Here is an 11,528-nt window from a genome sequence, read left to right as displayed (position 1 = left end):
CAGACGCGTCCTCCCGACGGCCACAGGCGCGCGGTCACAGCCCTTCCTCCCGACTGATGAAGCGGAAAAACAGCACCGAAAACAGCAAAAGACAGCCGAAGATGACCACGGCCACCGCCGCACCCGCCCCGATATTGCTCACGGCGAACGCCTGCTCATAGACATTCACCGTCAGGGTCCGCGTCCCCGCATTGCCCCCGGTCAGCAGGAAAATGTCGTCGAACTTGTTGAAGGTCCAGATGAAGCGCAGCAGGAACAGCACCGACAGGATCCCCACCAGCATGGGCAGGCTGAGATACCAGAACTTCTGGAACGGCGAGGCCCCGTCCATATCGGCGGCCTCATACATATCCGTGTCGATGCTCTGCATCCGCGCGAGGATGAACAGGAACGAGAGCGGAAAGTACCGCCAGATCTCGAACACCGTCACCATGATCAGCGCGAGCGGGCGCTGGCCGAAGAAATTGATCGCCTCATCGGTCACCCCCATCTGAATGAGCAGCGCATTGGCCGAGCCCGAAAAGGGATCAAACAGCGTCACCCAGGTGAAGGCCACAGCGATGACCGGCGCGACATAGGGAAAAAGGTAGAGCCCTCGCAGGATCCCCTGCCCCTTGAACGACTTGTTGAGCAGCATCGCCGCAAAAAGCCCGAAGAGCAGCGCCCCCAGCGTCCCGAACACCGTGTAAAAGAGCGTCACCCACAGCACCTCGAGGAACTCGTCGCCGTCAAAGACCCGGGCGAAGTTTTCCAGCGTGAACTCGGCATTGGTCAAAATGCTGTCGCCGGTGCCGGTGATGACCGGTGCGCCACCCTCGACAGCCTCCTCGGCGCCGTCCTCATCCACCCCGGTCGCGAGGGTCACCGGCAGGCGGATCCGCTCGTTGAACCCGCCGGGAATATCCCCGAAAACGCAGCGCAACGCGCGCCCGTCCAGCGTGCAGGGCTCGGGCGGCGGGCCAATGAGCTGCACCTGAGGCGGCAGCGTATCGGTCAGGACCACATCGGCCACGGTCTTGTCCTGGCTTGAATTCCGAACCCGGTATTCGATCCGCAGATTATCCCCGGAACCGCGCAGGCTCTCGCGCACGATCGGGGCCGTCGGGCGCAGATCGGCGAGGCGCACGGGTTTGAAACTGATCCAGAAGATCGCCAGCAAGGGCAGGATCACCACCAGCGACACACTGATCACCGTGGGCAGCAACAGCCCCCAGGCCAGGCGCGCCTCGCGTCGCTGCAAGGCACCCCGCCCGGTGGGCGGTGTGGGAGTGGGCGTATCCGTCATGTGATTCCGCTCCGAGGCAAAGTCAGGGCGCCCCGACTGTGCGGGACGCCATGGGCCGCTCAGATCAGTTGATCTGGGACAGCGCGTCGTTCATCGCCGCAACCGCAGCCGAGGCATCCACCTCGCCATCGATATACTGGCGCACGATGCGGTTGATCGCCTGGCTGTTGATCATCTTGGACGCCAGCGAGAGCTGCCCCTCGGCCACGCCCCAGCGCTGCGCCACATCCAGCCCGCCGACGATCTCGGCGATCATGCGCGGATCATAAAGATCCCCGAGCGGCGCCTTGCGGTCCACGCCCACAGGCAGCTGCGACCAGGCATCGGTGAACTTGCTCGGCTCTTCGGCCGTGCCCTTGCGCACCGGGAACTTGCCCTCGGGCGCAATGCTGAGCGTCTGGGTGTAGCCCTCATCGACCGAGAACTTCACGAACTCCATGGCCGCATCCGTATCCGCGTCATTGGTGATGCCGAAATAGCGGATATCGCCCCAAGCCGCGCCATCAGGGTTCGAGGGGCCCGAGAAATTGGTGACAATCCCCGTCAGGCTCGCCAGCTCCGAGCTGGTCGGGTCATCATTGATCGTGGGCGGCGCGCTGTCACGCAGACCGGCCAGCTCGTCGAGGATGAAGGGCGACCAGATGATCATCGCCGCCTGCCCCGCGAAATAGAGCTCGCGCGACTGCTTCCAGTAGAGCTCCCCCGGGGGCGACGCCTCGGCAATCGCCTTGTAGAAGTCGAGCACCTCTGTGGTCGCCGCCTCGTCCAGCGGCGCAAAACCGTCGTCATCCACAGGGCTCACGCCATTGGCGAGGAAAACATGCTCCAGCACCTGAGACATGAAATTCTCGTCCACCTTGGTGGCGGCCACGAAGCCATACATCTCGGGCGGGTTGTGCAGCTTTTCCAGCGCGGCGGTCACATTGGCAAAGGAGGTCGGCGCCTCCAGCCCCATCTCTTCGAACTTGTCCTTGCGGTAGACCACCATCTGGGTCCAGCCATCCACGGGCACCGAGGCCACACCATCCCCGGTCGAAGCCATGGCCAGCGCACCCGGCGCAAAGGTCCCCTCGCCCAGATCCTCGACCACTTCGCTGGCCGCATCCGTGTCGAGAATGCCCGCCTCGGCCCAAGGCAGCGCGTATTGCAGGGTGTGATAGATCACATCCGGCAGATCGCCCGCCGCGAAGGCCGCCGTGGCGCGGGTGCCCAGATCGCTCTCGGTGACCGGGATCACCTCGACGGCGGTGCCGGTCTGCGCTTCGAACTGCGCGGCCATCTCCTGCTGCTTGGCGAGGCGCTCGGGCTGCTCTTCGGTGGTCCAGAACCGAATGGTGTCCGCCTGCACCGCCCCGGCTGTCAGGGCCAGCCCCATGGCAGCCCCCAGCAGCAGACGTCCGGTCTTTGTGGTCGCGTGATAAGACAATGTATCCTCCCATGGATCGTTTTTTGTCTCGAGACACGGTCCAATCTGGAAAAAGAAGCGCGTTGAGCGGGCCATTGTTGATCAAAACCGTTGCAAGCCTGTTGCAGACTTCAACTTGTCTGAGAAACGGCCCGGGCTCCCCTCCCGATCACAATCATGCCTCCTGTGCGACACACTGTCCGTCCAAACCGTTTTGGGCAAGGGTTTTTTCGGCGGGAAAGGCGCCGGAGAGATGCCCGTTTTTTGGGCGGCCTTGCGGGCCTCGCGCGGCGTTCCGCGCAATTTGAGGTTAATTTGCGAAATTTTTGAAAAGATTTCGCATCGATTGTGGTAACATATCTCTGCAGGGCTAGAGTTTTTAAAGACCCCGCGTGTGTGAGTGGAGAGTAAAATGCAAAATCAAGATCAAACCCCGACACCGACAACCAACCCGGTTCCGAGCCCGCAGCCAGCCTCTGGCGCCTCGGCCGAGAAGCCCCCCTTCCGCTTTACGGACTGGGCGAGCATCTAACCCCGATCCCCCGCAGGCAGCGCGCGCGCCCCTGTTCCCGGGCGTGCGCGACTGCCATTTTGCGGGGTCCGGTTGGGCCGCAAAATGTGCCGCTCCCCGCACGGATCGGGCTTTCACGGATCGGGCTTTTCTCGCGCGTCTGGCGCGACTAGTCTGGCACCATGCCACAGCCCCTGACGTCTGTTCGAAACATTGGCCCCGCCATGGCCGACGCCCTGAGTGCGGTCGGGATCGCGGATGCCGACATGCTGCATGATCTGGGTCCGGATGCGGCCTATCTGCGGTTGCTCAACGGGGGATCCCGCCCCCATTTCATCGCCTATTATGCGCTGGTGATGGGGATGCAGGGCCGTCCATGGAATGACGCGAAGGGCGCCGAGAAGGACGCGCTGCGCGGCCGTTTTGACGGGTTGAAGGCCCAGAGCCAGCCCGATGGCATCCCCGGCATCGAACGCATTCTGGACGAGATCGGCGTGCGTCCCGCCCGCAGCGGCTAGCCCGCGCGCGGCACGACCCCGCCAGCAATCTGCGCGCAATGCAGCGGCGCGATTTGCGTGTCGATCAGAAGCTGCTTGGTCTTGCTCCGCTTCCCCTTCATCTCGAAGCGCACGTAAAACGGCGTGAACCCCGAAAAACTGCCCTTGGGAGCCAACGCGTTCACTGAGCCGCAGATCACCGTGTCGCCCTCGGCGGTCAGATACGCGCGGTCCATCCGATAGAAAGACGAGTCTGGGTCATGCAACCCCGCATCCACCAGCGCCTGCGCCTGCAGCCGCGTGGCATTGTCCAGGGGCACCTGCCGCGCGAGAATGTCCGGGCTGCCGCCGCCACAGGCCGCAAGCCCAAGGGCCGCGCCAAGTACTAGGACTGCTGATCTGCACATCTCGACCTCTTTGCTCCGATTGGACCGAACCACACCATGGAAATACGGCCCGAACGCGACACAGCCGGGGCAACCCCATGAAAAAAGGCCGCCCGAAGGCGGCCTCTGATACGCATGAAAGGGGCGGCGCTTAGCCGACCAGTTCGATCCCGGCAAAGAAATACGCGATCTCTTCGGCTGCGGTTTCCGGCGCGTCGGAACCGTGGACAGAGTTCTCGCCCACGCTCTGGGCGAACTCGGCGCGGATCGTGCCGGGTGCGGCGTCGGCGGGGTTGGTCGCGCCCATGACTTCGCGGTTCTTGGCGATGGCGTCCTCGCCTTCCAGCACCTGAACGATCACCGGCTCGGAGGCCATGAACTCGCACAGCTCGTCATAGAAGGGACGCTCCTTGTGCACACCGTAGAACACGCCGGCCTGCGCCTTGGTCATGTGGATGCGCTTCTGCGCAACGATCCGCAGCCCGGCCTCTTCGAACTTGGCATTGATCTTGCCGGTCAGGTTCCGCTTGGTGGCGTCGGGTTTGATGATCGAAAATGTGCGCTGGATGGCCATGGGCTTCGCTCCTTGGGTGTCTTTTGAAGGTCGTCCTGGCGGGCACGCCGCCGGAAACTCGCGCGCCGCGTAACACGGCCCGGGCAGGTTGAAAAGACGTTCTTGCGCAGCAGCCCTTGCCCGGCCCGGACCCGCACGCTCCACCCCTCCTCATTGTTCCCCAAATACTCCCGCCGGAGGCGTCCCGTCCGTGCCCCACGCGCAGCCGTTGACAGGGCGCGCAAACCCCGCCACATCCCCCCCATGCTGCGTATCGAAGACATCTCCTACTCGGTCGAGGGTCGCCCCCTGCTCGAGCATGCCTCCGCCGTCATCCCCACGGGCCACAAGGTCGGCCTCGTGGGCCGCAACGGCACGGGCAAAACCACCCTGTTTCGCCTGATCCGGGGGGAGCTGACCCTCGATACGGGCGAGATTTCCCTGCCCATGGGCGCGCGGATCGGCGGGGTCAGCCAGGAGGTGCCGGGCAACGAGGTCTCGCTGCTGAACACGGTTCTGGCGGCCGATACCGAACGAGCCACCCTGCTGGCCGAGGCCGAGACCGCGACCGACCCCGGGCGGATCGCCGATATCCAGACCCGGCTCGCGGATATCGACGCCTGGTCGGCAGAGGCGCGGGCCTCGTCGATCCTGCGCGGTCTGGGCTTTACCGAGGCCGAAACGCACCAGCCCTGCTCGGCCTTCTCGGGCGGTTGGCGGATGCGCGTGGCACTGGCGGCCGTGCTCTTTTCGCAGCCCGACCTGTTGCTGCTCGACGAGCCGACCAACTATCTCGATCTCGAAGGCGCGCTCTGGCTCGAGGCCTATCTGGCGCGCTATCCCCATACGGTTCTGATCGTCAGCCATGACCGGGGCTTGCTGAACCGGGCGGTGGGCGGGATCCTCCATCTCGAGGACCGCAAGCTCACCTTCTATTCCGGCCCCTATGACCAGTTCGCCCGCCAGCGCGCGGAAAAGCGCGCCCTGCAAGCCGCCGCCGCCCGCAAGCAAGAGGCCAAGCGCGCCCATCTGCAAAGCTTCGTCACCCGGTTCAAGGCCAAGGCCTCCAAGGCGAAACAGGCCCAGTCCCGGGTCAAGATGCTCGAGAAGATGGAGACGATCCGCGCCCCCGAAGACGCGGCCCGCACCGTGTTCAGCTTTCCCACCCCCGAAGAGTTGAGCCCCCCCATCGTCGCCACAGAGGGCGCGATGGTGGGCTATGACGGCACGCCGGTGCTGCGCAAACTGTCTCTGCGGATCGACCAGGATGACCGGATCGCCCTGCTGGGCCGCAATGGCGAGGGCAAATCAACCCTGTCGAAACTGCTGGCCGGACGGCTTCAGGCGATGGAGGGGCGGATGACCTCCTCCAACAAGCTGCGCATCGGGTTCTTTGCCCAGCATCAGGTCGATGAGCTGCGGGTCGAGGAGACGCCCCTCCAGCATCTGCTGCGTGTCCGCCCCGCCGAGGGTCAGGCCAAGCTGCGCGCCCGGCTGGCCGGGTTCGGGTTGATGGCGGCGCAGGCCGAAACCGAGGTCGGGCGACTGTCCGGCGGGCAAAAGGCGCGGCTCTCGCTGCTGCTGGCCACGCTGGATGCGCCGCATCTCCTGATCCTTGATGAGCCGACCAACCACCTCGATATTGAAAGTCGCGAAGCGCTGGTCGAGGCCCTGACCGCCTATACAGGTGCAGTGATCCTCGTGAGCCACGACATGCATCTGCTGAGCCTCGTGGCGGACCGACTCTGGCTGGTCAAGGACGGCCATGTGGCGCCCTATGAGGAGGATCTGGAGGCCTATCGCAAGATGCTCCTGACCCCGGACAAGCCGCGCAAGCCCAAACCCGCCGCCACCCCTGCCGCCAAGCGCCCCTCGCGCGACGCGATCCTCGCCCTACGGGCCGAGGTGCGCAAATGCGAGGAGCGGGTGCAAAAGATCACGGCGATGCAAGAGAAGCTCTCGACCAAGCTCGCCGATCCTGCGCTCTATGAGGATGCCAAGGCCGGGGAGCTCGAAACCTGGAACAAGAAATACGCCGAGGTCATGGACGGGCTCGACCGGGCGGAGGCCATGTGGATGGCCGCGCTCGAAAAACTCGAGCGAGCCGAAAAGGCAGCCTGAGCGGCTATTCGCAGGCGGGCAGCACGGGATCTGGATTGACCGGGCCGCAGCCGAAGAACTGCGCCCTTGCGAAAAACAGATTGGGGTCGAGGCTTGTTCCGAACGTGTCCGGCGTCCCTTCGCGGGCGCTGACAAGTCGTAGACCGCGCACATATTGGAAAAAGAGCCGAAAGTGGAAGCTTTCGAGGGGGGCCACGCTGTCATGGGCATCCGAGGGCGTGATGGCACAGTCAAACGCCCCTTTGAGGCCCGGCATCACCGCAGCCTCGGGAAAGAGATCTTGCGCCAGGGCCATCGTGACGACCGCATCCCCGAGCCCGAGCGACCGCGGCGCCTGCGGCGTGAGCTCCAGGGCGACATATCCGTCGCTGGACACATAGCCGAGGCGTTGGACAAACCGCACCGGCGCAACCGGTCGACACCAGGCAAAGCGGGGCACCGCCGCGAGCACCGAGGACAGGTTTGTCAGATCAAAGGTGAGGGTTTCGGGCGCCGGTTGATCCCGGATCTCGATCTGCAGAACGGCGCGATCAGGATAGAGCACCGGGTAGATCCGGTCCCAGGCCAGCGTGGCCACCGAAAGGAGCGCCACAAGCAGCGCCACCAGCGCGTTGGCCGATTGCAAGGTCCCCCATTTCTGGTGGCGCCCGCACTCGGCACAGACGCGGGCCTTGTCCCGCAAGGGATGTTTACAGAACCGACAGTCCGACATGACGCCCTGCTCCACCGCATGATCCCGGCCAGACTGGCCCCGCCCCATCCAGAGCGCAAGGCTGGGGTTGCGGGATCAGCCCGAAGCGCCTATCGCTCCGGCTATGACCAGCCCCGAAGCCATCACTGCCTTTGTTGCCCTGTTCGTCGTGATCGATCCCATCGGTCTCGCGCCGCTCTTCGTGGCCTTGACCCAGGGCATGGACGCCAAAGCAAGGCGGGCCATCGCGCTGCGATCCTGCGGGGTCGCGCTCGGCCTGCTGACCTTGTTCGGTGTTGCCGGCGAAGCCGTGCTGGGTTTTCTGGGCATCTCCATGCCGGCATTCCGGATCGCCGGGGGGATTTTGCTGTTTCTGACCGCGCTCGACATGCTGTTCGAGCGCCGTACGAAGCGACGCGAGGATCAGGCGGCCAGCAACGAAGACAGCGCCACGGATGATCCGTCGGTCTTTCCGCTCGCCACGCCGCTGATCGCGGGGCCGGGTTCCATCGCGACGATGATCCTGCTGACCGGAGAGGCCGAATCCGATTGGGTCCACAGTGCGGCGGTCCATGGGGTCATGGCGGTGGTCCTGTTCTGCGTTCTGGGCATGTTTCTTCTGGCCGGGGTGCTGGAGCGGCTGTTAGGTCAGGTCGGGATCAATGTCATCACCCGCCTGCTGGGCATGCTTCTGTCGGCACTTTCCGTGCAATTCGTGCTCAATGGGATGATCGACCTGGGAGTTTTGTAACCTCCCCCTCCCCCCTGCGTCAGGCTGTCCTATATATAGGGCATGGATGAAAACGCGATTGGCAATGTGATATACCTTTTGTTGCTGCTGGCCCTGGTGGGCGGCGGAACGCTGATGGCGTTTCGCGGGCAGTTGGGGGCGATGCTGCGTACCGTGGGGGTCTGGGCGTTGCTCTTTGCCCTGGTGGTGATCGGCTATGGCATGTTCAACGATCAGCGCAGCATCGGTCTGCCGCAGCAGGCAGTGTTTGCCGAGGCCGGACGGGTCGAGATCCCACGCAGCCGCGATGGCCATTACCATGTGGTGCTGGACGTGAACGGCACGCCGATCGAGTTCATCGTGGATACGGGCGCGAGCGAGGTTGTCCTGAGCCGCGCAGATGCTCTGCGGGCCGGGATCAACCCGGAGAACCTGATGTTCTCGGGGCTTGCACAAACCGCCAATGGCCGCGTGGAAACCGCGCCGGTCAGGCTGCGGGAGGTTCGGCTCGGCGCGATTGAGGACGAGAATGTGCGCGCCGTGGTCAATGGCGGCGAGATGCGGAAATCGCTTCTGGGGATGAGCTATCTGAACAGTTTCGACCGGATCGAGATCAACGAAGGCCGCCTGATCCTCGAACGCGGCGCGTAAGATGCCCGGGCGCTGTCCGCATGCGGACAGCGCGGTCGCACCGTCCCTTATCTGACATGAGAGAACCGGTCCATGCGACGCGGGTCCGCGTCATCCGCATGCGGATGACGCCATGGCCCGGCATCAGCCGCTGAGGGACACGCCGTGTCGGCCAGCCAGATCCGTGAAGAATTGCCACGCCACACGCCCGGACCGACCGCCCCGTGTTGCCTGCCATTCGATGGCCTCGGCGCGCAGGGTCTCTGGCGCGATCTTGACGCCATAGGCCGCGCAATAGCCGTCGATCATGCTCAGATACTGGTCCTGATCACAGGCATGGAAGCCCAGCCACAGACCGAACCGGTCCGATAGGGACACCTTCTCTTCCACCGCTTCGGAGGGGTTGATGGCGCTCGAGCGTTCATTCTCGATCATGTCCCGCGGCATCAGGTGGCGCCGGTTCGATGTGGCATAGAACACCACGTTCTCCGGCCGCCCGGCGATCCCGCCATCGAGCACCGCCTTCAGCGATTTGTAATGCTGATCGTCATGGCTGAAGCTCAGATCATCGCAATAGAGCACGAAGCGATGGTTCGGCGCGGCCCTCAGATGGTCGAGCAGCCGTCCGATACTGGCCAGATCCTCGCGCGGGACCTCCACCAGCTTCAGCGGCAAGCCCTGGCGCAGCACCTCCGCATGGACGGCCTTGACCAGCGAGGACTTCCCCATCCCGCGCGAGCCCCAGAGCAGCGCATTATTCGCCGCCATCCCGCGCGCAAACTGCAGCGTGTTTTCCAGCAGCGTATCCCGTGCCCGGGCGATCCCGACCAGCAGCGCGATATCCACCCGGTTCACATTCTCCACCGGCAGGACCGCTTCGGGCCGCTCCTGCCACAGAAAGGCATCGGCGGCGGTGAAATCCGGCGCGGCCAGGGGCGGCGGGGCGAGGCGCTCGAGCGCCTCGGCAATCCGCAGCATCATGTCGTCACTCACGCCTTGCCGCCTCCGGTGGTCGGGGTGGTCGGGTCATCCTCGTCCCGAAACTCGTCATAGAGAGGATCGTTCTCGAGATCCGGCTCCGCGTCATCCTCGTCCCAAAGGCCCTGCGCCCGCAGCTCCTTTTCGCGCTTTTTCTCAACGCGCCGCACGAGGAAGATCGACACCTCGTAAAGGCCGTAAACCACCACGAAGAGAATGAGCTGGGTCACCACATCCGGCGGCGTCACCAGCGCGGCCAGCAGCAGGATGCCCACCATCGCATATTTGCGCACTGAGGCGAGACCGGGCGCAGAGACAAGTCCCGCCTTACCCATGAGCGTCAGCATCACCGGCAACTGAAAGCACAAGCCAAAGGCCATGATGAATTTCAGCGTGATATCAAGGCTCTCGTTCACCTTGCCAAAGAAGGTGATGCGCACGCCCTCTGCTGTTTCCGGCACGACCAGTGTGTCCACGGGGATCTCGACCTCGGTGACCGCGCGGGACATCAGGTTGGCGAAGATCGAGCTGACATCGGCAAAGCCCAGAAAGAATGCCATCGCCAGCGGTGTCACCACGAAATGCGCGAAAGACGCACCGAGCAGGAACATGAAGGGCGAGGCAATGATGAAAGGCAAAAACGCCGCTTTTTCCGTGCGATAGAGGCCTGGCGCCACGAAACGCCAGAGCTGATGCGCGATGACCGGGAAGGCCAGCGCAAAGCCGAAGACCATCGAGATCCGGAACAGCGTGAACAGGTATTCCTGCGGCGAGGTATACTGCAAGGTCGGCGACGGGTCGCCCAGCTCGCGCAAGGTTTCCTCGATCGGCACCAGCAGGAATTGCAGAATCGGCTCGGCCACGGTGAAGGCCAGCACGATCCCCACGATGAAGGCTGCAACCGAGCGGATGAGCCGCGTGCGCAGCTCGGCCAGATGCTCGATCAGCGGGGCGCTGGACTCTTCGATATCGTCATCGGATTTGGACATGGGGGCGCTCAGGCTTTGTCAGTTGTGGGCGGCGCAGAGGGCGCCGGGGCCGGGCTCTCGGCCGGCTCGGCGGCGGCGGTCGCGGCTGTGTCGGCTGCCTTGGCGGCGGCTTCCTTGTCGAGCCGCTCCTGCGCGTGCTTGGCGCTGACCTCGTGGATCTTGCGCGCGGCTTCGGCCCGGTCCTTGGAGAGTTTCGAGGTGTTCGAGCCGGGCTGCCATTTCTCAAAGGACGAGGCCGCGTCCTCCAGCCGGTCGATCCCCATCTTCTTGGGGTTCGCCGCATCCTTCAGGTCCTGGGCCATGTCCTTGACGCCGGACTCGTTGGCCGCGTCATCCATGGCCCGGCTGAATTCGCGCGCCATGCCCCGCATCTTGCCCGTGAACCGCCCGAGCGTGCGGAACAGCTTGGGCAAATCCTTGGGCCCCACGACGATCAGCGCGACAACGCCAACCACCAACAGCTCAGTCCAGCCGAGGTCAAACATCCTGCGATCCGATCCGGATCAGACTTTGTCTTTTTCGGTCTCGGTCTCGGGCGTCACATCGCGCGCCACTTCGGCCGTGTCTTCCAGCTCTTCCTTGCCCTCGGCCACGCCCTTCTTGAAGGAGGTGATGCCCTTGCCGACCTCGCCCATGAGCGAGCTGATCTTGCCGCGCCCGAAAAGCACGAGCACCACGACAGCGATGAGGAGAAGGCCGGGAAGACCAATATTGTTGAGCATGTGTCTGACTCCGTTAGCGTCGCGCCCCGG

The 11,528-nt window shown here is 64.2% G+C and carries 13 protein-coding genes; 4 read left to right on the top strand and 9 right to left on the bottom strand.

Translation table 11 applies throughout. The features are described from left to right. Positions 1–34: 34 nt before the first annotated feature. Together ACP15I_RS04490 and ACP15I_RS04485 are read right to left on the bottom strand one after the other, a co-directional pair. Positions 35–1,285: a carbohydrate ABC transporter permease gene (locus tag ACP15I_RS04490; RefSeq protein WP_424974054.1), complete on the bottom strand. Its 1,251-nt coding sequence runs from the start codon at positions 1,283–1,285 to the stop codon at positions 35–37. Between the two features lie 64 nt (positions 1,286–1,349). Further along, positions 1,350–2,660 (bottom strand): ABC transporter substrate-binding protein, encoded by a 1,311-nt coding sequence (locus ACP15I_RS04485; protein WP_424966954.1) that lies wholly within the window; start codon positions 2,658–2,660, stop codon positions 1,350–1,352. Between the two features lie 723 nt (positions 2,661–3,383). Here ACP15I_RS04485 and ACP15I_RS04480 point away from each other — a divergent pair. Continuing rightward, positions 3,384–3,719, top strand: coding sequence for a TfoX/Sxy family DNA transformation protein (locus ACP15I_RS04480; protein ID WP_424974053.1), 336 nt, complete (start codon positions 3,384–3,386; stop codon positions 3,717–3,719). On the opposite strand, the gene ACP15I_RS04475 is transcribed toward ACP15I_RS04480, so the two are convergent. Then, complete coding sequence (locus ACP15I_RS04475) at positions 3,716–4,105, bottom strand: hypothetical protein (RefSeq protein WP_424974052.1); 390 nt, start codon at positions 4,103–4,105, stop codon at positions 3,716–3,718. The two genes, ACP15I_RS04480 and ACP15I_RS04475, sit on opposite strands and share 4 nt — an antisense overlap. 130 nt (positions 4,106–4,235) lie before the next feature. Continuing rightward, positions 4,236–4,658: a nucleoside-diphosphate kinase gene (ndk, locus tag ACP15I_RS04470; protein ID WP_424966634.1), complete on the bottom strand. Its 423-nt coding sequence runs from the start codon at positions 4,656–4,658 to the stop codon at positions 4,236–4,238. Positions 4,659–4,901: 243 nt separating this feature from the next. Between ndk and ACP15I_RS04465 the strand changes: the two genes are divergently transcribed. Beyond that, positions 4,902–6,758 carry an ABC-F family ATP-binding cassette domain-containing protein gene (locus ACP15I_RS04465; RefSeq protein ID WP_424974051.1) on the top strand — a complete coding sequence of 619 codons (1,857 nt, stop codon included), beginning with the start codon at positions 4,902–4,904 and terminating at the stop codon, positions 6,756–6,758. A gap of 4 nt (positions 6,759–6,762) precedes the next feature. Here the strand turns inward: ACP15I_RS04465 and ACP15I_RS04460 are convergent, their stop codons facing one another. Next, entirely contained in the window at positions 6,763–7,470 is a 708-nt protein-coding gene (locus ACP15I_RS04460; RefSeq protein WP_424974050.1) for a hypothetical protein, read from the bottom strand. A gap of 103 nt (positions 7,471–7,573) precedes the next feature. Here ACP15I_RS04460 and ACP15I_RS04455 point away from each other — a divergent pair, with 103 nt between their 5' ends. Next, a complete protein-coding gene (locus ACP15I_RS04455) occupies positions 7,574–8,200 on the top strand; it encodes a MarC family protein (RefSeq protein ID WP_424974049.1) in 627 nt (208 codons plus the stop codon). Between the two features lie 42 nt (positions 8,201–8,242). Continuing rightward, positions 8,243–8,830, top strand: coding sequence for a retropepsin-like aspartic protease family protein (locus ACP15I_RS04450; RefSeq protein ID WP_424966638.1), 588 nt, complete (start codon positions 8,243–8,245; stop codon positions 8,828–8,830). Between the two features lie 123 nt (positions 8,831–8,953). On the opposite strand, the gene ACP15I_RS04445 is transcribed toward ACP15I_RS04450, so the two are convergent. Genes ACP15I_RS04445 through ACP15I_RS04430 form a run of 4 tightly spaced genes read right to left on the bottom strand, consistent with a single transcriptional unit; the run spans position 8,954 to position 11,498 of the window. Continuing rightward, positions 8,954–9,802 (bottom strand): ATP-binding protein, encoded by an 849-nt coding sequence (locus ACP15I_RS04445; protein WP_424974048.1) that lies wholly within the window; start codon positions 9,800–9,802, stop codon positions 8,954–8,956. Continuing rightward, positions 9,799–10,776, bottom strand: a complete 978-nt coding sequence (tatC, locus tag ACP15I_RS04440; protein WP_424966639.1) for a twin-arginine translocase subunit TatC — start codon at positions 10,774–10,776, stop codon at positions 9,799–9,801. The genes ACP15I_RS04445 and tatC overlap by 4 nt, the downstream gene beginning before the upstream one ends. Before the next feature lie 8 nt (positions 10,777–10,784). Continuing rightward, entirely contained in the window at positions 10,785–11,261 is a 477-nt protein-coding gene (gene tatB, locus ACP15I_RS04435) for a Sec-independent protein translocase protein TatB (RefSeq protein WP_424966640.1), read from the bottom strand. Positions 11,262–11,279: 18 nt separating this feature from the next. Beyond that, on the bottom strand, positions 11,280–11,498 hold the full coding sequence (locus tag ACP15I_RS04430; RefSeq protein ID WP_424966641.1) for a twin-arginine translocase TatA/TatE family subunit: 219 nt from the start codon (positions 11,496–11,498) through the stop codon (positions 11,280–11,282). Between the last annotated feature and the right edge of the window lie 30 nt (positions 11,499–11,528).

This window comes from Dinoroseobacter sp. S124A, from assembly GCF_049801015.1.
Classification (GTDB): Bacteria; Pseudomonadota; Alphaproteobacteria; order Rhodobacterales; family Rhodobacteraceae; genus Dinoroseobacter.
This window is presented reverse-complemented; position numbering and strand designations above follow the sequence as displayed.